Raw genomic sequence first — 21,162 nt, forward strand, 5'->3', positions numbered from 1 at the left:
GATGAGAAACTCCGCGTTCCTGGCGATGGGGGCCGCCCTGCTGATCGTTCAGTCGAACCTCTTCCGGCTCATCGGCAAGCTGAACATCCCGGGCTCCACGCCGAGCCTGCTCCTGCCGCTCGTCGTGTTCATGGGGGTGCACGAGTACTCGATCGCGCGCGGCGCGGCGCTAGCGTTCCTGCTCGGCTACCTGCTCGATCTCTTCACCGGCGCGCCCGTCGGCCTGTTCACCTTCATCACCGTGGCGACCTTCGTCGTGTCGCGGGCGGCCGGCGTGCGGCTCGCCGCGCAGACGCTGCTCACGAAGATCGCGCTGGCCTTCGTCTTCGGGCTTGTCGAGGGGGTGCTCATCGTGATCCTCACCGCCATCTTCGGGGGCGACGCGGCGCGCCCCCGCGCGCTCGCCTTGCTCGTCGCGCCGCACGCGGTCTCGACCGCGCTCTTCGCGCCGTTCGTCTTCCGGCTGGCCGAGCGCGTGCACCAGGCGACGATCAACGTCCCGCGGCCGGGGGAGAGCCCGCGGTGAGCCTCCTCGTCCAGCGCTCCGACGTGAGCGAGTTCCGCCGGCGCTTCCGGTGGATCGCGCTCGGCATGGTCGTCGGCTTCATGGTGCTCGTCAGCCGCCTCTTCTACCTCCAGATCCTCGAGGCCGACGAGAACAAGGCGATCGCCCGCGAGAACATCGTGCGGCGGGTGACGCTCGCGACCACGCGCGGCATCATCCGCGACAAGAACGGCAAGGTGCTCGCGGCGAGCCGGCCCTCGTACAACGTGTACGTCGTCCCGCGGCGCCTCGACATGGAGACGACCTGGCCGAAGCTCGTCGAGTACCTCGGCGTCGGCATCGAGGAGCGGGCGCGGCTCGAGGCGCTCATCACCTCGATCCGCGCCGACGACGGCCCGCGCAAGAACCAGCAGATCCTGCTGAAGGAGGACATCTCGCGCGACGCCGTGGCGACGCTGGCCACGCACGACGCCGAGCTGCCAGGGGTCGACGTTGTGCCGGTCCCGGTGCGCTACTACCCCTACGAGGAGGTCGGCTCGCACGTGCTCGGCTACATGGCCGAGGTGGACGCCGAGCGGCTCGCGTCGCTCCGGAGCGTCGGCTACATCGAGGGCGACCGCATCGGCGTCACCGGGATCGAGCGCGCCTGGGAGAGCTACCTCCGCGGCACGCGCGGCTGGGAGAAGGTGCTCGTCGACGCGAAGGGGCGGCGCCGGACGGGCGGCGACGGGATCATCGAGGAGCCGCGGCGGGTCGACCCGATCCCCGGGCGCGACCTCCGGCTGACGCTCGACGCCGACATCCAGAAGGCGATCGACAAGGCGATGCGCGGGGAGCTCGCCGGCGGCGTCGCGGTCGTCGACGTGCGCACCGGGAGGATCCTCGGGCTCTACTCGAAGCCCGGCTACAACCCGAACGCGCTCTCGGGCGGCTCGGGCAAGCAGGTCATCCGCGACGCCTTCCGGCGGCTCTACTCGGATCCGCTGAAGCCCGCCCTCGACAAGACGCTCTCCGGCGCGTACCCGCCCGGCTCCACCTTCAAGCCGTTCACCGCGCTGGCGGCGCTCGAGAAGGGGCTCATCGATCCCCGGCAGTCCACGCGGTGCCGGGGCGCGCTGACGTTCGGCAAGCGCACCTTCCGGTGCACGCACGTGCACGGGCCCGTCGCGATGCAGAAGGCGATCGCCGAGTCGTGCAACGTCTACTTCTACAAGCTCGCGGCGGAGTACGGCGTCGGCATGGACGTCATCGCCGAGATGGGCCAACGCTACGGGCTCGGCGCGCGGACGGGGCTCGGCATCAACGCCGAGGCGGGCGGCAGGATGCCGACCCGGGCGTGGATGACGCTCCGGAACAAGGGCCAGTTCCGCCTCGGCTTCGGCCTGAACGCGGCGATCGGCCAGGGCGCGACGACGGTGACCGTGCTCCAGCTCGCGCTCGCGTACGCGGCGCTCGCGAACGGCGGCACGCTCTACCAGCCGCAGATCGTGCGGGCCGTCGAGACGAGCGCCGGCACGGTCGTGCAGGAGTTCACGCCGCGCGTGCGCCGCCAGATCGACATCCGGCCGGAGAACCTCACCCTCGTGCACCGGGCGATGGTCGCCGGCGTGAACGAGGAGGGCGGCACGGCCTTCAAGGCGCGCGTCGCCGGCGTCGAGATGGCGGGCAAGACCGGGACCGCGCAGGTCTCGCACCGGCTCACGCGCGGCGTCGAGGCCGAGCGGGTCTGGTATTTCAACCGCGAGCACGCCTGGTTCGCCGGCTACGCGCCGGCGCGCGCGCCCGAGGTGGCCGTGGTCGTGCTGGTCGAGCACGGCGGCACGGGCGGCAAGCACGCGGCGCCGGTCGCCTTCGAGGTCGTCCGCGCCTACCAGGAGCTCGCGAAGGAGCGGCGCGGCGGCCCGAACGAGGGGCCGCGCGCGGGCAAGAGCAGCGCGGGCCGCGCGCCCGCCGCGTCGGGGCGCACGCCATGATCCGGGGCGACTCTCTCTCCGCTCGCGATCGCGACCACTTCGACTGGCCGCTGTTCATCGCCGCGGTCTCCATCGCGGTGCTGGGCGTCGTCAACCTCTACAGCGCCACGAGCGTCTACTCCGGGGCGCGCGCGGAGCTCTACATCAGCCAGGTCTACTGGCTGTTCATGGGCGGCATCATCGGCGGCGTCCTGATCGCGATCGACTACCGGCACCTGGAGCGCCTCGGCTACGTGCTCTACACGTTCGGCGTCTTCTCGCTGGCGCTCGTCTTCGTGCTCGCGCGCGACGTGCGCGGCTCCGCGCGGTGGATCGAGTTCGGCGCGTTCCGCTTCCAGCCCAGCGAGTTCATGAAGGTGTTCCTGGTCATCGCGCTGGCGAAGTTCCTGCACGACGACCCGCGCAACGAGGGCCGCACCCTGCGCGATCTGGCGATCCCGGCGGCGCTGACCGCCGTCCCGGCGCTGCTCGTGCTGAAGCAGCCCGATCTCGGGACGGCGCTCATCCTCGTGTTCGTCTTCCTGACGATCGCGGCGGTCACGCGCGTGCGGTGGAGGAGCGCCGCGCTGTTCGTCGTGTCCATCCTCGTGGCGGTGCCGATCGTCTGGGAGTACGTGCTGCTCGACTACCAGCGCGCGCGCGTCCTCGTGTTCCTCCACCCCGAGGAGGACCTCCTGCACCGCGGCTGGCACGCCCACCACTCGCGGGTCGCGATCGGCAACGGCGGGCTGTTCGGCAACGGGTACCTCCGGGGCACCCAGAACCAGTTCCTCTTCCTGCCGGATCAGTTCACCGACTTCCCGTTCCCGGTCTTCGCCGAGGAGTGGGGGTTCGTCGGGTGCGTGGTGCTCGTGTGCCTCTACGCGTTCCTGGTCGTGTGGGGGATCCGCATCGCGTCGATGGCGAAGGATCGGTTCGGCGCGGTGCTCGGCGTCGGCTGCGCGGCGATCATCTTCTGGCACGCGGTGATCAACCTCGGCATGACGTCGGGCGTGCTGCCGGTCGTCGGCGTCACGCTGCCCCTGTTCTCGTACGGCGGCTCGAGCGTGACCACGGTGATGGTCGCGATCGCGCTGCTCATGAGCGTGTCGATGCGCCGCTACTCCGGCGTCGCCTCGCTCGATCGGCTGTGACGGCGGCGGGGCCGCCCGCGCGCCGCCGCCGCGTCAGATCGCGCTCTCCGCGAGCCGCGCCTCGATCACGAACGCGAACGCCTTGAGCGCGTCGCGCTCGGTGACCTCGCCGCCGGTCTGCGCCCTCCGCAGCGCGGCGCGGAAGCCGAGGTAGCGGCGCCCGTCGAGGCCGAGCAGCGCCGGCACCGCCGCCGGGTCGCGCGGCGCGTCGGTCGCGCCCGCGAGCTCCGCCGCCTTGGCGAGGATCCCCGCGACGAGCGCGCCGCAGCGCTCGAGCGCCACGGCGTACCGCTCGGCGGCGATCGCCGCCTCGACCTCCGCGACCGCCTCGCGCTCGGCGGTCGGCCACAGCGCGACGAACGAGAGGCCCGGCTGGGCGAGGTGCCTCGTCGCCGCGGACGGCCCGTCCGCGCGGGCCGTCGCCGGGGCCTCCGCCGACGCGGCGAGCCTCCGGGCGGCGAGCCGCAGCGACGACGGGATCCCGCGGCTCACCGGATCCCTGACGCCGGCGCTGCGCGGCGCGGCGCCGGCGCTCGGCGGGGCGGCCGCGCCGGGGGCGGCCTCGCCCTCGCTCAGGTCGCCGATCGTCGAGTTCGGGGGCATCGTCGACCACGGCCTGCTGGGCGGAGCGAGCCGCGAGATCACCGCGTCGAGCGGCGCCGACGGCGGCGGCGACGCGTCGCGCAGGGCGGTGACGAGCCCGCCCTCGATCGCGTCGAACCCGCCGAGCCCGCTCCCCATCGCGTCGGGCAGGCGGCTCTCGAAGGCGCGCAGCACCGTGGCGCTGATCTCCTCGAGCCCCTCGTAGAGCCCGAGCCCCGTCTTCGCCGAGGTGGCCAGCGAGGCGGCGCGGAACGGGTTCAACATCGCGTCGAGCTCCTCCAGGGGGAGGAGGTCCGGCAGATCGCGCTTGTTGTGCTGGAAGACGAGCGGGACATGCTGCAGCTCCCGCCCCTGCTCGGCCAGGTTCTCGCGCAGGTTCTCGAGGCTCTCCACGTTCGCGTCGGCGCGGACGGCCTGCGAGTCGCTGACGAACACGATGCCGTCGGCGCCCGTGAGCACCAGCTTCCGGGTCGCGTTGAAGTAGACCTGCCCGGGCACCGTGAAGAGCTGGAGCCGCACGTTCATCCCGCGCAGCTGCGGGAGCCGGACCGGCAGGAAGTCGAAGTAGAGCGTCCGGTCGACCGGCGTCGCGAGCGAGACGAGCTTGCCGCGGTACTCGGGCTTCGCCGTGGCGTGCAGGTACTCCAGGGTGGTCGTCTTGCCGCCCAGGCCGGGCCCGTAATAGACGATCTTGAAGACCAGCTCGCGCGACAGTGGGTTCACCGACGCCATGGGCGGCGGCGACGATACACGAAAAGGGGATCGGGGGCGCCGGGGCGTGCGCGGGCGCGCGTCAGGGCGGCCCTGGCCGGGCCCCGGCTGGCCGGCCGGCGCGGCCCCGCGTCATCGGACCCCGACGAGCGGCTCGAGCTTGTCCTTCTGGCCGATCTGCAGCATGAGCGCGACCTGGCCCCGCTGCGCCTGGAAGTAGTCGAGCCGCAGCCGGTGCGTCCCCTCGGTGAGCCGCGCCTCGCCGTCCGCGGTCTTCGCGCTGTGGACGCCGTCGTTGGCGAGCGCGCGCTTGTCGTCGATGTAGAGGATGGCGCCGTCGTCCGAGGTGAGCCGGAGCTGGTACAGGCCCTCCTCGGGCACCTTGAACTCGCCCTCGAAGCGGATCGCGAACCACTCGTTCTGCGCGAGCGCGCCCGGGAAGCCGCCGGAGAAGTCCTGCGACTTCACCTCGAACTTGTCGGTGTACAGGACCGCGAACGGCACGAGCCCGTCGAAGCTCGGCAGCTTCTGGCTCTTCTCGGGGATCACGTACGCGAGCCCCCGGAAGGCGCCGCCCTCGCCGTTGCCGAACGCGATCGGGGCGGTGATGCGCGGGGCGCCCTGCGTGGGCAGGCGCCACTTCGCGGTCTTGCGGCGCGCCGGCTCCGGATCGGGCTTGGCCGGCTTGCGCGACCGGGAGGCCGTCTTGGCGGGGGGAGGGGGGGGTGGCGGCGACGTCTCTGCCGGCTTGCTGCCGCTCTGGATGGTGACATGGCAGCCGCAGAGGAGGGACGCGGCGAGCACGCACGAGGCGATGCGCGATGAGGTTCGGACCATGACGTCTCCTGAGAGGGAGCGGACGGTCGCGCCCGCCCCCACGTGAATGCGACGATGGCGCTTAGACGTTCGGGCAGGGCGCGGCAATCAGCGTCACGCGTCGTCAGGGGCGCCCGGCGCGGGCGACCCCGCGGGCTGCGGCCGCGGGGCCCGGAGCGCTCCCCGCGGCGGCCCCCCGGGCGCGTCGCGCTCGTCGCGCCCTGGCGCCTCGAGCCGCGAGAGCCCGTCGATCGGCGCCGCGGCACGCCAGAGCGGCGAGCGCTGGGCGAGCCCGAGCGCGGCGAGGCAGGCGAGCACGCCGGCGAGCGCGCCGGCGTTCATCACGCCCTCGAGCCTCCGCCGCGCCGGGCCCGCGTAGCTCAGCCCGAGCAGCGCGCCGCTGACCAGGCCCCCGATGTGCGCCGCGTTGTTGATGCGGATGCCCGTGTTCGACGCGTTCACGACGAAGCCGAAGAGGACGATGTAGAACACGGCCTGGAGCGCGAGGTCCTTCCAGCGCGGGTCGCGGCGGCGGAGCAGCCAGCCGAGCAGGAGCCCCATCACGCCGAACACCGCGCCGCTCGCGCCCGCCGTGCACACGACCTCGGGCTGCACGAAGACGTTCCAGGCTGCGCTCGCGGCGAAGCCGACCAGGCCCGTGAGCACGTAGGCGATCGCGAACCGCGCCGAGCCGACGGCGGGCTCCGCGGCGCGGGCGAGCATGACGAGCGTCATCATGTTCATGCCGAAGTGGAGGACGCCCATGTGGACGAACACCGCGGAGAGCAGGCGGAACGGCTCGAACGGGGCGCCGGGCTCGATGAGGAGCGCGCCGAAGCGGAGGTAGTTCGACCTGTCCCACGCCGAGAGCAGGCCGAGATCCCGGGAATGCGCGGCGACGAGCTGCCCGACGAACACGAAGGACGTGAGCGCGCCGAGGATCTTGGTCGCCAGCAGGCCCCGCCCGTCGAGGAGCCCCCGCGCCGGCGGGGCGTGGACGGCGGGCGCGAGCAGCGGCGCGCCGCAGCGGATGCAGCGGCTGAAGTCGCTCCCGTTGAGGGCGCCGCAGCGCGCGCAGTGGAGCGAGCGCCGCCGCTCGCCGGACGGCCCCGCCGTCACAGGCCGGTCCCGACCCGCCGCCCGACCCGGAGGCGTGCGCGAGACCTGAACGTTGTATCGAGGGTCACGAGGGCTCCTTTCACGGCGGACGCTCCGCGCCGAGGCCGGCACGGTCGGGCGCGCCGCGCCGAGGCCGGCACAATGTGGAGTCTTCGGGCCGTAAGGTCCACGCCTTTGGGCCGTTGTCGAGGTGTGAATGCGGCACCCCTCCCGCGCTCGGCCCCCGCCGCCGCGTGGCGCCCGCGCAGCGGCGCGGGGCGCCGGCCCGGCGGCGCGCCCGCGCTCCTCCTCGGGCGGGGGGCGCTCCGTCCCGCCGCGGGCGCAAGGTGGACACCGGTGCGGACCGCTCCACGTCCGGGTATCGTCGCCGTCGTGACCGCGGCGGCAGCAGCGAGGCCCGATCTCGAGGCGGAGCGCCTGCAGTGCGAGCGCGCGGCGCAGGGCGATCGCGCCGCGCTCGGCCAGCTGCTCCGCAAGTACGGCCCCTCGCTCTACCGCGCGGTGCTGCTGCCCCGCCTCGGCTCCGACGCGGCCGCGCAGGACGCTCTGGCCGAGACGTACGCGCGCGTGGTCGAGCGGTTCTCCCAGTTCCAGTGGCAGAGCTGCGGCATCTACCCGTGGCTCCGCGTGATCGCGCTGCGCATCGCGCTCGACATGCTCCGCGCGCGCCGCCGCGAGGCGCTCTTCGAGCCGGAGGATCTGCAGCGCGAGATCGACGCCGCCGAGACGGATCTCACCGCCCGCGGCGAGGTCGAGCTCTGCGAGAAGCGCGACCTCGCCGACGCGCGGGCGCGGGTCGAGGACGCGCTCGGGCGCCTCAACCCGCGCTACGCCGAGGCGATCCGGCTCCGGGTGCTCGAGGAGCGGCCCCGCGACGAGGTGGCCCTCGCGCTCGGCGTCAGCGTGGCGACGTTCGACGTCGTCCTGCACCGCGCCATGACCGCGCTGAAGAAGGCGCTCGCCGCGGGGGTTGCCGCGCCGCGCGCGGAGCTTAAGGAAGGGGCGCGATGAAGCCGCGGCTGCCCTCGGATCCGCGCCCCCCGCCGAGCGGAGACGGGCCCGCCGAGCGCCGCGGCGGTCCGGATCGCGGCCGTCGGCTCGCGCTCGTCGCGCCCGAGGCGGCGCCGCGCGCGCCCGAGGCGGAGCCGCTCGCGCCCGCGTCCGAGGACGAGCTGCGCGCCGCGCGCGATCTCGCGGAGGCGCTCGATCGCGGCGAGGTCCCGCTCGCGGCGGCCCTCCGGGCCGCGGCCCGGCCCGTCGGGCTCGACCGGGCGGACCACGAGGCGCTGCTCGCGCGCGCGCTCGGCGACGAGGGCGCGCCGCCGACCAAGGCCGAGCTGCGCGCCGCGGAGCGCTTGCGCGAGGCGCTCGATCCAGGCGCCGCCGGCGGCGCCGGCATCGAGCGGGGCGGCAGCTCCCGCGAGCTCGCCTCGCCCGGCGAGCAAGACGAGCTCGCGCAGCTCGCCGTCGCGCTCCGGGCCGCGTGGCGCCCGGCGCCCCTCGCGGAGCTCCGGAACCGCGCGCTCGTCGAGGCGGCCCTCCGCGCCGCGCCCGCGCCTCGCGCACGGCGCATCGCGCCGGTCACGATGGCGGCGCTCTCGACCCTCGCCGCGGCGGCTGCCGCCGCGGCGCTGATCTTCGGCCAGCTCCGGGAAGAGCGCGCCTCGGTGGCGCGCGCGCCCGGGGCGGCGGCCGCGCCGGTCGGGGCGGCCGCGCCTCGGCTCCCGCTCATCGAGGCGCGATCGACCGCTGCGCTCTTCGATCCGGCCGCGCCGTTCCCGAGGGAGGGCGGCCAGACCGAGCGGATCGATCGCATCGCCGCCGCGCGCGCGTCGGATCTGCGCCAGAACCGCTATGCGGCGTGGGGGGTGCGCTGATGCGGAGCGCGCGCCTCGCCGCCGCCTGCCTGGGGCTCCTCACGGCGGCGCACCTCGGGTGCGCCCGAGACGACGACCCGGCGCGCGCCGGCGCGGCCCCGGGCGATCCGGCGTGCGCGTGCGCCCCGGCGCAGATCGTCGATCCCACGCTCCTCGCCTTCCTCTCCAGGGCGCGCGCGGCGCATCACGCCGCCGACGTGTCGCTCGGCGCGGGCGATCGCGCCGCCGCGATCCGCGCCCTCGAGGGGATCATCGCCGCGCCGCGGCCGCCCGGCGCGCCGCCGGAGGTCGCCGAGGTGACCGCGGACACCTACGCCCGGCTGGCGGAGCTCCGGAGCGAGGCCGGCGACTTCGACGCCGCGGCGCGCGACGTCGACGCGGGCCTCAAGCTGGCGCCGGCGCCCTCTCACTACGAGGGCCACCTCTACGAGGTCGCGGGCGTGGTCGAGGAGCGCCGCGCGAAGGCGCTCGACGAGAAGGGGGAGCGCGAGGCGGCGGCGCAGGCCCGCGCGCGGGCGGTCGGCCTGCTGGAGCGGGCGATCTCGATCCAGGATCACGTTATCACCGAGGCCCTGAAGGGCGCCCAGGAAAACCCGCGCTGAAGCGCGCGACCGCCGTGGTCTCCAATTGCGACGGGCGAGCGTTCCTCGTTAGACTCGACCGGAGGGGGCCGCTGCCCGACGCGATGACGCTCCGTGTGCCAAGGCCGAAACCCGGGTACGATGTCAAATCGCTCCCGCTGAAACCCGCGGACGCGTTCCTCCTGTCGCGGATCGACGGCGTCCTGACCGATCGGGATCTGTCCCTGATCACGGGCATGTCGCACGGCGACACCGTCGATGCGTTGCGCCGCCTGCGCGATTTCGGCGCGATCCTCCTGGACGGCGAGTCGGGCCCGCCTCCGCAGCGGGGCGCGGCCGACGGTGCGCGGCGCGGGGTGGACACGGAGCGGCCGATGGCGTCCGGCGGCGAGCCGTTCCCGCTCGGCCGCGACGCGCTCCAGCAGGCGGACTCCCCGCCGCTCTACGATCCTGCCGAGCTCGACGAGCCGGTCGAGCTCGCCCCGGAGCGGAAGCGGCGGATCCTCGACCTCTACTATCGGCTCGAGGATCTCAGCCATTACGCGCTGCTCGGCGTCGCGGATCAGGCGGACAAGAAGCAGATCAAGAGCGCCTATTACCAGCTCGCGCCGGAGTTCCATCCGGACACCTACTTCCGCAAGCAGCTCGGCTCGTACAAGCAGAAGATCGAGGCCATCTTCACGCGCATCACGCTGGCGCACGATACGCTGACGTCGAAGCAGCGGCGCGCCGAGTACGACGCGTACCTCGAGCAGACCCACAAGAACCGGGCGATGGCGGCGCTGATCGAGCAGACGCCCCGCGACATCGTCACGATCACCACCGCCGTCGACGCCTCGGTGCGCGCCGCGTTCGCCGAACCGCGCGACCTGGTCGGATCGCCCGGGCGTTACTCCTCCGAGCGCACCCCCACGGAGCAGGCCCCCGCCGCGGCGTTCGCCCGGGCAGCGGCGCCGGCGCAGCCGTCCCCCGAGGCGATCGCGCCGGACCGCGCGGGCGCGCCGGCGCGGAGCGCAGCGGCGATCGCGCCGGACCCCGGGGGCGCGCCGGCGCGGAGCGCGGCGGCGACCACGCCCGTCGCGCCCGCGCCCAGCGCGAAGGATCGGCGCGAGATGTTCGCGCGCAAGCTCACCGGGGGCCTGCGGCGCGGTCCGACGGGCGCGCCCGCCGCGGCGCCTGCGGCGGCGGCCACGGCGCCCGCCGCGGCGGTGGCCATGGCGCCTGCCGCGGGGGCGGTGTCGAGGCCCCCGGGCGGCGTCCGCTCGCCCGAGTCGATGCGGGCCGTCGATGCGCTCAAGGCGCGCTACGATTCCGCCCGGAACGAGGCCGTCCGCAACCAGATCGCGCGGTACTCCGAGGCGGCCCGGGCCGCGCTCGAGCGGAACGACTACGCGAGCGCGGCCAACGCGTACCGGATCGCCGCGTCGCTCGCGCCAGAGGACGCCGCGCTCCAGAAGGCGTCCGCCGACGTCCAGCGCCTCGCGGCGGTGACGCTGGCGGACGGTTACCTCAAGCAGGCCCAGTACGAGGCACAGAACGGGCGCTGGGTCGAGGCGGCGCTGAGCTATGCGAAGGTGTGCAACGGTCGCCCCGACGACGCCAGCGCGCACGAGCGGGTCGCCTATGCGACGCTCCAGGCCGGGGAGAACACGCGGCGGGCGGTGGAGTTCGCGCGGCGGGCCGTGGAGCTCGTGCCCTCGTCGGTGGAATACCGGCTGACGCTCGCGCTCTCGTACGCGGCCGCGGGGCTCGCGAAGAGCGCGAACGGCGAGTTCGACCGGGCTGCCGAGCTCGCGGGGAACGACGCCAGGCTGCGGGGCCTCATCGCCCAGACGCGCGACCAGGCCAAGAGGTACGGGAAGCAAGTCTAGCGCCGCCGGGCGCCGCCGGGCTGGGTCGGGCCGGCGGCGGCGCCTTTCCGAAGCGGGCCGCGCACGATTGGCCCGCTCGGCTCCGCGAAACGGTCTAGCATCGTGACCTCGGCGGCCGTTCGGGCCGAAGATCACAAGCCGAAGATCACAAGAGGAGCAGCGGCATCGATGGAGCGTGTCATCGGCATTGACCTTGGCACCACGAACTCGTGCGTTGCCATCGTCGAGGAGGGCGTCCCGACCGTCATCCCGAATCGCGGTGGGTACAAGACGACGCCGTCCATGGTCGCGATCACCGAGGCCGGCAAGCGGCTCTGCGGGCACATCGCGAAGCGGCAGGCGATCACCAACGCCGAGAACACGGTCTACGCCGCGAAGCGGCTGATCGGCCGGAAGTGGTCGTCCCCGCAGGTGAAGAACGCGATCCTGACAGCCTCGTACAAGATCGTCGAGGGCCCGCACGGCGACGTCCGCATCCAGCTGCGCGACAAGACGTACTCGGTCCCCGAGATCAGCGCGATGGTCCTCCAGGAGATGAAGCTGTTCGCCGAGGACTACCTCAACGAGCCGGTCTCGAAGGCGGTGATCACCGTCCCCGCCTACTTCAACGACAACCAGCGGCAGGCGACGAAGGACGCGGGTCAGATCGCGGGGCTCGACGTCATCCGCATCGTCAACGAGCCGACGGCGGCGGCGCTCGCGTACGGGTTCGGCAAGAACGTCGAGAAGACGATCGCCGTCTTCGACCTCGGCGGCGGCACGTTCGACATCTCCGTGCTCGAGATCGGCGCGGGCGGGGTCTTCAAGGTCATCGCCACCGCGGGCGACACGTTCCTCGGCGGCGAGGATTTCGACGCGCGGGTCATCGACTGGCTGGTGCAGGGCTTCAAGGAGCAGCACGACGTCGACCTGCGGCAGGACAGGATGGCGCTCCAGCGGCTCAAGGACGCGGCCGAGAAGGCGAAGTGCGAGCTGTCCAGCGTGCTCGAGACCGAGATCAACCTGCCGTTCATCATCTCGAGCGCGCGGAACGAGGCGCTCCACCTCCAGCGCACGCTCTCGCGGGCCACGCTCCAGGACCTGTGCGAGGACCTCGTCGAGCGGTGCATCGAGATCTGCAGCCAGACGCTCGAGGACGCGCGGCTCGATCGCGACGAGATCGAGGACGTCGTGCTCGTCGGCGGCATGACGCGCATGCCGCGGGTGCAGGAGGCGGTGCGCGACTTCTTCGAGCGCGAGCCGTGCAAGGGGGTGCACCCCGACGAGGTGGTCGCGCTCGGCGCGGCGGTGCAGGGCGCCGCCCTCGTGGACGAGACGAAGCAGATGATCCTGCTCGACGTCACGCCGCACGCGCTCGGCATCATGACCTTCGGGTCGAACTTCGAGGAGCTCATCCCGCAGAACACGACCGTCCCCACGAGCCGGTCGAAGATCTTCACGACGAGCCGCGACAACCAGACCGCGGTGAAGATCCTGGTCATGCAGGGCGAGCACCAGAAGGCGACGGACAACGAGCTGCTCGGCGAGTTCATCCTCACGGGCCTGCGCCGCGCCCCGAAGGGCCAGGTCGAGATCGAGGTGACGTTCGAGATCAACAGCGACGGCATCGTCTCCGTGAGCGCGAAGGATCTCGAGACCGGCCAGCAGCAGTCGATCCAGGTCACCGCGTCGAGCGGCCTCACGAAGGAGGAGGTCGGCGAGATGATGGAGGCCGCGAAGGAGTACCTCGTCGATCGCCGCGCGAGCGACCAGTTCGAGGGCGTCCGGCAGGAAGCCGAGAAGCTCATCGCCGAGATCGAGCGGATGTTCCCGCAGGTCGAGCAGATCGTGGCGTCCAGCGACTTCGGCCGCGACGCCATCGGCAAGGCGCGCGGGATCGTCGAGCGCTCGCGCCAGGCCATCGGCCGGCGCGACGCGGCCGCGGTCAAGGAGCAGATGGAGGCGCTCTCGCGCACCCACCGGATGTTCAAGGGTGTCGTAGCCAGGCCACAGGGGTGAACGGTGGCCGCGATGAGGGATGACGATGCGGTCGGTGCCGCCTGACTCCAAGACCCTGGACTCCTCCTGGGGGCACGATGAGGTGGACGAGCTCGAGGACACCCAGCCGGTCGCCTCGGAGGAGATCCTCGCGCTCACCGCGCTCGCGCGCGGGGAGCCGGGCTCGTCCCGCCTGGGGGCGACCCCGCCCTCCGGCTCGCCCCTTCCGCCGGACTCCGAGGGCAAGATCACCCTTCCGCCGCCGATCCCCGTCAGCGAGTACGTGGCAAAGATGATGACCCGCCGCTCTCATTCGAGCTCCGAGATCACCGCCCAGCGGCCGCGCCCGCCCGAGCCCCCTCCGGAGGAGTACCCGCCGGTGCCGCCGCGCAGGACGATCCCCTGGGAGCCGCCGCCCGGCAGCAGCTTCTCGGGCAGGCACGGCCCGCCCAGCCTCGAGGCCGGGCGGCTCGGGCTGGAGTGCGACGAGCCCGGGGTCCCGTCGCGGCCCGGCGGCCGGATGGGCTTCGGGTCGCTCGAGGGCGACCGCGAGCTCGGGCCGGACCTCGACGACGACCTCCTGCGCGAGCCGAGCCAGCCGTACCCGCACAGCTTCGGCGAGATCGACGTCTTCGGCGGCCCTCCGGTCGACGCGCGCGACATCCACCTCCCGCCGAGCGCGCGGGGCCGCGGGTACGGCGCCGACGAGGGCGGTCCGCTGGGCATCGATTTCCGGCTCGATCTCGGCTTCGAGGAGCCGATCCCCGCCGCGGACGAGCAGCCGGTCACGCCGCCGCCCGGCACGCTCCGCTACGGCCTGATCGTGGAGGACGACGAGCCCGCCTTCCGCGGCGGGACGGGCGCGCTCGCCGGCTCCACCTCGTACCGGGTCTCCGGCGACGCGCAGGGCGGGGCGCGCTCGCCGCGCCGGACCGAGACGGATCGCGCGCCGGCGGTGATCGCGCGGATGGACAAGGGGGTTCATTCCCGGGCGACCGAGCCCCAGATGAGCGCCCCCGGGCCGCGGGAGCAGATGCAGCACCGCTTCGATCAGGGCGACTTCGGCGGCGCGCTCGTCCTCGCGGAGGGGCTGCTCGAGGAAAACCCGAAGGACTGGATGGCGCGGCAGTACGCCGACAGCTGCGTCGAGATGCTGCGCCAGATGTATCAGTCGCGCCTGGGCGACGGCTCGCGCGTGCTCCGCCTCGCGGTGCCGCCGGACCAGCTCCGCTCGCTGAACCTCGATCACCGCGCGGGCTTCTTGCTGTCGTGCATCGACGGGTACAGCTCGATCGACGAGATCCTCGACGTGTCGGGCATGCAGACGCTCGAGGCCTTGCGGCTCCTGTACGAGCTCGTGCAGGAGGGGATCGTCTGCGGCGTGTAGGCGCCGGCGTCGCCTGAGGTCCCCGCCCCGCCTCGCCTCGAACCGCGCCGCGCCGGCCGCCGCGCCTTTCCGCGATGACGCTGGCTCGCTACGGTGCACCGGTGCGTACGGCTCTCCAGGCCGCCGTCGGTCTCCTCCTCGCGCTGCTCGCCGGCCACACGGGCGCGTCCCTGCTCGCGGCGGTCGCGCTCGGCGCTCCGGCGCGGCCGCCGACCGCTGCCGCAGGCGCCGCGGATGTCCACGCGGGCGCCGCGGATGCCGACCGCGCGACGCCGACGCCGGCGCCTCCTGCCGACGCCGAGCTCGCGCCGCGCGCCGATCCGATCGCGAGCTACACGCTGCGCGCGACCCTCGATCCGGCGCAGCACACGATGCGCGGCGAGGGCACGCTGGTCTGGCGGAACGCATCGCGCGAGCCGCAGCGCGAGCTGTTCGTCCACCTCTACCTGAACGGCTTCAAGAACCAGCGCACCGTGTTCCTGAGGTCGGCCATCGGGGGCTTTCGAGGCAACGAAATCCTTAGCGATTACGGGCATATCCAGGTGACGCGGTTCGCGGTCCGCGAGATGGACGGCGCGGACGTCTGGCCCCAGGGGAACCCCACGACGCCCGGCGATCCCGACGACGAGACCGATATCCGCGTGGCGCTGCCGCGGCCCGTCGCTCCGGGCGATGCGATCACGATCGATCTCGCCTGGGACGCGCGCCTGCCCGCGCTCGCGCTCAGGACGGGCCACTACGGGAGCTTTCACATGGTGGGGCAGTGGTTCCCGAAGATCGCGCGCCTCGAGCCCGACGGGACCTGGGCGCACTTCGCCTTCCACCGGCTCTCGGAGTTCTACGCCGATTTCGGGGCCTACGACGTGACCGTCGACGTCCCGGAGGGGTTCGCGGTCGGCGCCACCGGCCGGCTCGTCGAGGAGCAGCGGCGGGACGGCCGCGCGATCCGGAGGTTCGTGCAGGAGGACGTGCACGACTTCGCGTTCGCCGCGTGGGACCGCTTCCGCGAGGTGCGCGCGACGACCGACGAGGGCGTCGCCATCCGGTGCCTCTTCCCCGAGGGGAGCGAGCGCGAGGCGGCGCTCGAGATCGACCTGGCCCGGTTCGGCCTCGCGCACCTCGGCGCGGCGTTCGGCCGCTACCCGTACGGCACGCTCACGATCGTGCACCCGCCGGAGGGCGCCGAGGAGGCCGGCGGGATGGAGTACCCGACGCTGATCACGACCGGCGGCAGCTGGCTCTGGCCCGCGGCGGGCGTGCGCTTCGTCGAGGCGGTCACGATCCACGAGCTCGCGCACCAGTGGTTCTACGGCCTCGTCGCCACGAACGAGCACCGCTACCCGTTCCTCGACGAGGGCCTCACCACCTACGCCGAGGTCGACGCGCTCCGCGCGCGCTACGGCGACAGCTCGGCGGCGCGGCTGCCGGGGCTCGAGATCGACCTCCGGACGCAGTACCGCGCCGACGCGCTCGCGTCGGGCCAGAGCGGCGCCGTCGCGCAGCCGGCGACGAGCTTCGTCGACGGGGCGGACTACGCCGGGCTCGTGTACGGGCGGCCCGCGATCCTCCTCGCGACCCTCGCCGGCGTCTACGGCGAGGACCTCGTCCGACGGGCGGTGGGCCGCTACGCGCGCGAGAACCGGTTCCGTCACCCCGGCCCCGAGGCGCTGCTCGACGCCGTGCGGCGGGAGGTGGGCGACCCGGCGGCCGACGCGCTCCGCGCCGGGCTCTTCGACCGCGCGTGGGTCGACTACGCGGTCGCGACGTTCCACTCGTGGCCCGCCGACGCCGCGGAGCCCGCCCCGGGCGAGGGCGGCCACGAGGGTGCGGCCTACCGCGGCCACGCCGTGGTGCGGCGCCGCGGCCCGCTCGCGCTACCCGTCGACGTCGCCCTGCACGGCGCGGACGGCGTCGTGCAGCGGGTCCTCTGGCAGGCGCACGAGAGCACCGCCAGGATCCCCTACGCCGGCGCCTCGCCGCTCGTCGCCGTGGTGATCGACCCCGATCGCCGGGTGCTGCTCGACGAGGACCTCGCGAACAACGCGCTCCGGGTGGACCCGGACCTCCTCGCGCCCAGCGTGCTCGCGCGCGCGAGCTTCGCCGTGGGGCTCGCGCTCACGCTCCTCGGGCCATGAGCGAGCCGGCGGAGGAGGGCGCGACGGTTCCGGGCGGGGCGGCGGCCGCAGGCGCCGATCCGCCGCTCGCCCGGCCCGCCGCGCGGCGCCCCGCCGCGCACGAGCGGCTCGGCGCGGTCGGGTTCTACTTCGGCTACCGGGCGCTCGCCTCGCTGGTCGTCGCCGCGCCGCTGTCGGTCTTCGCGGCCCAGCTGGTCGGCGACCACCCGCGCGGCGACGCGATCCTGTTCGATCCCGGAGGGCTCATGCTCAGCGAGCTCGTGCGCCTCGGGGCGCCCGCCGCCGGGGCCCTCGCCGCGCAGCTCGGCGCGGGCGCCCTGCTCGCGGCCGCGTTCGGGCTGGTCCCGCTCGCGGTGCTCCTGGTCGCGCTGAGCCAGGCGGGGCCGCTCTCCGCGCAGGCCGTGGGCGGCCGCGCCGCGCGCGCCCTCGGGCCGCTCGCGCTGCTCTGGGGCGTCGCGCTCGCGGCGCAGGTCACGGCCGCCGCGCTCGTCCTGCTCCCCGGGACGAAGCTCTGCGCCGCGCTCTTCTCCGTGCCGCGCAGCCGCGACCTCGCGGCGGCGGCCGTCGCCGCGGTCGCGCTGGCGCACGTCGCGGCGATCGGCCTGCTCCACGACCTCGCGCGGGCCGCCCTCGTCGCCGAGCAGCGGGGGTTCTACACCGCCGTCGCCCGGGGCCTCGACGCGCTGCGCGCCGCGCCGCTCGCGGCCGCCTGGGCCTGCGCTTCCCGGGGCGCGCTCGCCGCCGCGGCGCTGGCCGGCGGGGCGTGGGGCGTGCACCTCGCCGGCGCGGGCACCGGCCCGCGCGTCGCCGCCGCGTTCGCCGCGCAGCTCGCGGCGCTCGCGGCCGCCGCGTACCTGCGCGCCTCCTGGCTCGCGGCCGCCCTCCGGCTGGTCGATCGCTCCGCGCCCGCGCAGGAGCCCGCGCCGCGCTCGGCGGCGGAAGACGCCGAGGGGTGAGCGCGCCGGCTGCTAGCAGATGCCAGCTGCCAGCGCGCTCCGTCGGCCTCCGACGATCCGCGCGCAGGAAGGGCCCCCAACAGGAAGGGCCCAAAGAATTCCTTGACATACGCCCACATCCGCGTAACGTAGCCCGCCCGTGACCGACGCCTCGGCGTAAGCGCGGGGCCCGCAGCAAGCCCAGGTAGCTCAGTTGGTAGAGCAGAGGATTGAAAATCCTCGTGTGGGCGGTTCGATTCCGTCCCTGGGCACTACCCCTTCTTTCTTGTTTCGGCGAGCGAGGCGCTCGCTGCTCTGTCCTCGCGCCCCCCCCCGCGTGTGCCTCCGCGCCGCCCGGCGTCGATGTCGTCGTGGACACCTGAGCGACTCGGCCTTTCGTTCAGAGAGCCAGGCGGTCTCAACGGCTGACGCGTCGCGCACACGCCGGCGCACGCAACGCGACGCGCGGCGGACGGTTCAGGAGTGCTTTCGCGGGTTTGGCCACATCAGGTGACAGTGGAACTTGGTTCCTGTGCGGTAGCGATCCTGGTAAGGTGACGGGGGGACCACTCGTTGCAACCTGAACACTCCGGAGGCGCCCTAGGGAACGGCGCCTCCTCATGGAGGCTCCCTCATGGCCGATCGTCGTGTCGACTCCTCGCGAAAGAGCTCTCCGGAAACGGCCTCCGCTTCCGACTCGGCGCCGCGGAGCCGGCCGTCCGCGCCAAGTAGCGAACCCAGCGCGACCGCTCGGAAGAAGAAGATCCTCGTCGTCGACGACTCGCTGACTTCGCTGCTGTCACAGCAGCTGACGCTCGGTGAGGACGACTACGACATCGTCATCGCGCGCAACGGCAAGGAGGCCATCGCGAAGGCCGTGGCGGAGCGCCCCGACCTCATCCTGATGGACGTCGTGATGCCCGCGATGGACGGCTTCCAGGCCTGCAGGTGGCTTCGCGCGTTCGACGCGACGAAGACCGTGCCGATCATCATGATGACGACGAGGAGCGATCAGACGAGCATCAAGATCGGCTTCGCCAACGGATGCACCGACTACCTCATCAAGCCTTTTGACAGCGATACGCTGCTCCTGAAGGTCCGCACCCACCTCGGCGAATAGCCCCTCTCGTGTCCCCGGCGCGCCGCCCCGGCGCTCCGGCGAGCCTCTCTCTCCGAGAGGACCTCCACAGCAGACCTCTCGCCCGCGGGGGCTCTACAGACAGCACCGCAGTCGTCGCGAGGGCGCATCGACGGTTGCCGAGCGACGCGCAGGGCGCGTCCGGCAGGGGGGCGCGCCCGGCAGGACGGTCCACCTCCGGCGAGGGGGCCGTGTCGTGGCGGGCTCAAATGGCTACACGGGCGGCCATGCGCGCCGCGTACGGCGCGCGCGGCGCCCGCGCTCGATCACTCGAACTGGGCGTAAACCGCGAGGGATACGAGCGGCCCGGCGCACGCACCGAGGTTCTCCAGCGGCCTGGCGCATCCGGAGATATCGACGTCACGTCCGTCGCACACGAACTCGTCGTCGATGCAGGAGATCGCCTCGTCGAACTGGTCCTCGCAGCCTTCGTACTCGGAAGTCCGCTCGGCGTCCTCGAGGGCATCGATACACTCCACCTCGTCTCTCTCGCTGCACGAGCCGGTGCAATCGCACTTGTCTTCGCACAGACCTGAGGGAGAGGCCCCACAGCCCGCGAGCATGGCGAGCGCGAGGGCGACCGTGAACGAGAGGGCGAGCTTCAAGGGCGGTTTCCTCCAACCTGGCCGCGCGGCGCGCGAGCTACGATGACGCCGCCCCTCTTATCGCGTCCGCGGAGGAGGTACAAGCCGGACGTGGTCGCGCGCGGGCGCGCCAGGGAGCGGGCGAGCCCGCAGGAGCATGTCAGTTCCGCCGGGCGCCTTCGGCCTGCGCCGGCCAGAGACGGCGGAAACCGACGCCGACGATGATCCCGTCGTCGCGCTGCACCAGCCCGCCGAAGCGGCATTTCTCGACCAGCATGCCTTCGGCCAGATCGCCCCCGTCCTGAAACCGGATGCGCTGACCCTCGCTCAGGGCGGCAAAGACGCGCGCGTCCGCTGCGACGGCGACGAGCGACTCCGGGGAAGGGGCGCGCAACGGCGCGAGGTCCGATGGACGGGCCCGGCGAACCAGCCCCCGGTGGGCCGCGGAACGCCCAGGAAGGGCGCCGTTGATTGTGTCCCGAGCGGAACCGGTTGCTTCGGGAGCGTCGATCCACACGTCGACTAAGGCGCCGCGCCGGAAGAGGACCACCCCTGGCAGCGCCTTGCCGGCGGCAGTGGTCAGCAGGACCAGCTCACCCACGCCCGGCTCGCTCGACGCGCGCCCGCCGAGGCGCTCGCGCACCGCGTCGACCGTGGGCTTCGCGGCGGCGGACGCGGCGCGCTCGGGGCGGCCCAGAGAAATCAGCGGGAGCGACAGCTTGCGCGTCATCGGACCCGGCCATTCTACGCGAACCGACGCGCGCTCGCCCGGCCGCGGGGCCGGAATCCGCGCCCGACGACGCCGCCCGCACGGGGGAGCGCCCGCGCCGCGCCGCTAAAGGCCGATGGCACCGCGGTACATCCAGCCCGTCTTGCCCCGGTGCTCGACCTTGTACCAGTCGTTCTGCCGGCCAATGAGCTTGACCCGCGTCCCGCGCACGAGGCGCATGACCACATCGCCCTCCTTGGGCGCCCCGCGGACGAGCGCGGTATCCCAGCTCACCGTGGCAAGGCCGCTCACGGCGGTCTCGCTCGTGGTCGTGCCGGCGGCTTGCTCCTGCTCCTCGCCGCCGGCCTCCGCCTTCGCCGCCTCCGCGCCGGGCGGGTGGAACGTGGCGGTGTACACGAGGGAGTAGCGGCGGTACTTGTGCGGGACCTCCTCGAGCGAGACGTTCGAGAACTCGCGCGCGGCGCACTGGAGAATGCCGCTGACCGTCGAGGCGGGCAGGCTCGTCTTCTTCCCCTTGACGACCTGGACCTCCTTCTTCTCGAAGTTCAGCTCGAAGCCGATCGGGAGCTTGCCGTCGGCGCCGAGCGCCGCCGGACACTGGGCGAGCTCCTTCAGCCGGGGCAGCGCGATCGGGTCGAACTGGAGCTCTCCGCAGTCCTCGACCTTCTTGTTCTTCTTGTCGGAGCAGCGCGTGATCCGGCCGGGGCCGACCACGACCTGCTGCTGGTTCTTCGCGGGCTCCGGCGGCTTGGCCTCGGCCTCCGCGGTCCCAGGCGGCGCCGCCGCGGGAGGGGGCGCCGCCGACGCGGCCGCGGTCTCGGCCGTCGGCTTGAGGTCGCCGGGGACGCTCGGGCCGATGCGGACCCCGGCGAGCCTGGGCCAGGCGACGCCCACGACGAACCCCACGAGCGCGATCACCCCGACCCGCGACCAGACGGGCTGCTCGTCGCCGGGACGGGGGATGTCGACCGTCAGCGGGCGCTGCCGCTTCGCCATGTCCGCCTTCGCCATGTCCACCACGTCGCCTAGCACAGCTGGGTCGCCAGAACGAAATAGTACGAAACGGTCCGCTCCGCCGCGCAGGGCC

The 21,162-nt window shown here is 73.4% G+C and carries 18 protein-coding genes and 1 tRNA gene; 13 read left to right on the forward strand and 6 right to left on the reverse strand.

From position 1 onward, the window contains the following. The first annotated feature begins 1 nt into the window (after position 1). Genes WME98_RS38880 through rodA form a run of 3 tightly spaced genes read left to right on the forward strand, consistent with a single transcriptional unit; the run spans position 2 to position 3,611 of the window. The gene (locus WME98_RS38880) at positions 2-526 is read left to right on the forward strand and encodes a hypothetical protein (protein ID WP_020734874.1); all 525 of its coding nucleotides are present in this window, start codon (positions 2-4) and stop codon (positions 524-526) included. After that, positions 523-2,478, forward strand: coding sequence for a penicillin-binding protein 2 (gene mrdA, locus WME98_RS38885; protein WP_437337621.1), 1,956 nt, complete (start codon positions 523-525; stop codon positions 2,476-2,478). The genes WME98_RS38880 and mrdA overlap by 4 nt, the downstream gene beginning before the upstream one ends. Continuing rightward, positions 2,475-3,611 (forward strand): rod shape-determining protein RodA, encoded by a 1,137-nt coding sequence (rodA, locus tag WME98_RS38890; RefSeq protein WP_437337622.1) that lies wholly within the window; start codon positions 2,475-2,477, stop codon positions 3,609-3,611. The genes mrdA and rodA overlap by 4 nt, the downstream gene beginning before the upstream one ends. A 33-nt stretch (positions 3,612-3,644) precedes the next feature. Here rodA and WME98_RS38895 read toward each other — a convergent pair whose 3' ends face one another. The 3 genes from WME98_RS38895 to WME98_RS38905 all read right to left on the reverse strand — a co-directional run bounded on the left by WME98_RS38895 (position 3,645) and on the right by WME98_RS38905 (position 6,860). After that, positions 3,645-4,946, reverse strand: a complete 1,302-nt coding sequence (locus WME98_RS38895) for a GTP-binding protein (RefSeq protein WP_437946776.1) — start codon at positions 4,944-4,946, stop codon at positions 3,645-3,647. Between the two features lie 111 nt (positions 4,947-5,057). Beyond that, positions 5,058-5,762, reverse strand: a complete 705-nt coding sequence (locus tag WME98_RS38900; protein WP_437946777.1) for a PA14 domain-containing protein — start codon at positions 5,760-5,762, stop codon at positions 5,058-5,060. Positions 5,763-5,855: 93 nt separating this feature from the next. After that, entirely contained in the window at positions 5,856-6,860 is a 1,005-nt protein-coding gene (locus WME98_RS38905; RefSeq protein WP_437946778.1) for a rhomboid family intramembrane serine protease, read from the reverse strand. Positions 6,861-7,196: 336 nt separating this feature from the next. Here WME98_RS38905 and WME98_RS38910 point away from each other — a divergent pair, with 336 nt between their 5' ends. The 10 genes from WME98_RS38910 (at position 7,197) to WME98_RS38955 (ending at position 18,743) form a co-directional block, all read left to right on the forward strand. Continuing rightward, positions 7,197-7,871 carry an RNA polymerase sigma factor gene (locus tag WME98_RS38910; RefSeq protein WP_437946779.1) on the forward strand — a complete coding sequence of 225 codons (675 nt, stop codon included), beginning with the start codon at positions 7,197-7,199 and terminating at the stop codon, positions 7,869-7,871. After that, positions 7,868-8,737 carry a hypothetical protein gene (locus tag WME98_RS38915; protein WP_437946780.1) on the forward strand — a complete coding sequence of 290 codons (870 nt, stop codon included), beginning with the start codon at positions 7,868-7,870 and terminating at the stop codon, positions 8,735-8,737. Before WME98_RS38910 ends, WME98_RS38915 begins: the two co-directional genes overlap by 4 nt. After that, the gene (locus WME98_RS38920) at positions 8,737-9,339 is read left to right on the forward strand and encodes a hypothetical protein (protein WP_061621331.1); all 603 of its coding nucleotides are present in this window, start codon (positions 8,737-8,739) and stop codon (positions 9,337-9,339) included. Before WME98_RS38915 ends, WME98_RS38920 begins: the two co-directional genes overlap by 1 nt. 95 nt (positions 9,340-9,434) lie before the next feature. Next, a complete protein-coding gene (locus WME98_RS38925; RefSeq protein ID WP_437946781.1) occupies positions 9,435-11,189 on the forward strand; it encodes a J domain-containing protein in 1,755 nt (584 codons plus the stop codon). A gap of 168 nt (positions 11,190-11,357) precedes the next feature. Then, positions 11,358-13,187, forward strand: a complete 1,830-nt coding sequence (gene dnaK, locus WME98_RS38930) for a molecular chaperone DnaK (RefSeq protein WP_437319873.1) — start codon at positions 11,358-11,360, stop codon at positions 13,185-13,187. A gap of 34 nt (positions 13,188-13,221) precedes the next feature. Further along, positions 13,222-14,553, forward strand: coding sequence for a hypothetical protein (locus tag WME98_RS38935; RefSeq protein ID WP_437946782.1), 1,332 nt, complete (start codon positions 13,222-13,224; stop codon positions 14,551-14,553). Positions 14,554-14,654: 101 nt separating this feature from the next. Continuing rightward, positions 14,655-16,688, forward strand: coding sequence for a M1 family metallopeptidase (locus WME98_RS38940; protein WP_437946783.1), 2,034 nt, complete (start codon positions 14,655-14,657; stop codon positions 16,686-16,688). Further along, a complete protein-coding gene (locus WME98_RS38945) occupies positions 16,685-17,644 on the forward strand; it encodes a hypothetical protein (RefSeq protein ID WP_437946784.1) in 960 nt (319 codons plus the stop codon). The genes WME98_RS38940 and WME98_RS38945 overlap by 4 nt, the downstream gene beginning before the upstream one ends. A 178-nt stretch (positions 17,645-17,822) precedes the next feature. Next, positions 17,823-17,895 (forward strand) — tRNA-Phe (locus WME98_RS38950). A gap of 362 nt (positions 17,896-18,257) precedes the next feature. Further along, positions 18,258-18,743: a response regulator gene (locus WME98_RS38955; protein WP_061621767.1), complete on the forward strand. Its 486-nt coding sequence runs from the start codon at positions 18,258-18,260 to the stop codon at positions 18,741-18,743. Between the two features lie 284 nt (positions 18,744-19,027). Here WME98_RS38955 and WME98_RS38960 read toward each other — a convergent pair whose 3' ends face one another. From WME98_RS38960 to WME98_RS38970, 3 genes are all read right to left on the reverse strand, one after another. Then, positions 19,028-19,366, reverse strand: coding sequence for a hypothetical protein (locus WME98_RS38960; protein WP_061621768.1), 339 nt, complete (start codon positions 19,364-19,366; stop codon positions 19,028-19,030). A gap of 139 nt (positions 19,367-19,505) precedes the next feature. Next, the gene (locus WME98_RS38965) at positions 19,506-20,075 is read right to left on the reverse strand and encodes a hypothetical protein (protein WP_437946785.1); all 570 of its coding nucleotides are present in this window, start codon (positions 20,073-20,075) and stop codon (positions 19,506-19,508) included. A gap of 105 nt (positions 20,076-20,180) precedes the next feature. Next, the gene (locus WME98_RS38970; protein ID WP_437946786.1) at positions 20,181-21,086 is read right to left on the reverse strand and encodes an SH3 domain-containing protein; all 906 of its coding nucleotides are present in this window, start codon (positions 21,084-21,086) and stop codon (positions 20,181-20,183) included. Positions 21,087-21,162 lie beyond the last annotated feature (76 nt).

Origin of the sequence: Sorangium sp. So ce296, assembly GCF_051529605.1 — a bacterium.
GTDB classification, from domain to species: Bacteria; Myxococcota_A; Polyangia; order Polyangiales; family Polyangiaceae; genus Sorangium; species Sorangium cellulosum_D.

Excerpts from the sequence above, each read along its gene's own strand:
- WME98_RS38880 (WP_020734874.1), top strand. The coding sequence starts at position 2 with ATGAGAAACTCCGCGTTCCTGGCGATGGGGGCCGCCCTGCTGATCGTT.
- rodA (WP_437337622.1), top strand. The coding sequence starts at position 2,475 with ATGATCCGGGGCGACTCTCTCTCCGCTCGCGATCGCGACCACTTCGAC.
- WME98_RS38895 (WP_437946776.1), bottom strand. The coding sequence starts at position 4,946 with ATGGCGTCGGTGAACCCACTGTCGCGCGAGCTGGTCTTCAAGATCGTC.
- WME98_RS38900 (WP_437946777.1), bottom strand. The coding sequence starts at position 5,762 with ATGGTCCGAACCTCATCGCGCATCGCCTCGTGCGTGCTCGCCGCGTCC.
- WME98_RS38915 (WP_437946780.1), top strand. The coding sequence starts at position 7,868 with ATGAAGCCGCGGCTGCCCTCGGATCCGCGCCCCCCGCCGAGCGGAGAC.
- WME98_RS38920 (WP_061621331.1), top strand. The coding sequence starts at position 8,737 with ATGCGGAGCGCGCGCCTCGCCGCCGCCTGCCTGGGGCTCCTCACGGCG.
- dnaK (WP_437319873.1), top strand. The coding sequence starts at position 11,358 with ATGGAGCGTGTCATCGGCATTGACCTTGGCACCACGAACTCGTGCGTT.
- WME98_RS38945 (WP_437946784.1), top strand. The coding sequence starts at position 16,685 with ATGAGCGAGCCGGCGGAGGAGGGCGCGACGGTTCCGGGCGGGGCGGCG.
- WME98_RS38955 (WP_061621767.1), top strand. The coding sequence starts at position 18,258 with ATGGCCGATCGTCGTGTCGACTCCTCGCGAAAGAGCTCTCCGGAAACG.
- WME98_RS38965 (WP_437946785.1), bottom strand. The coding sequence starts at position 20,075 with ATGACGCGCAAGCTGTCGCTCCCGCTGATTTCTCTGGGCCGCCCCGAG.
- WME98_RS38970 (WP_437946786.1), bottom strand. The coding sequence starts at position 21,086 with ATGGCGAAGGCGGACATGGCGAAGCGGCAGCGCCCGCTGACGGTCGAC.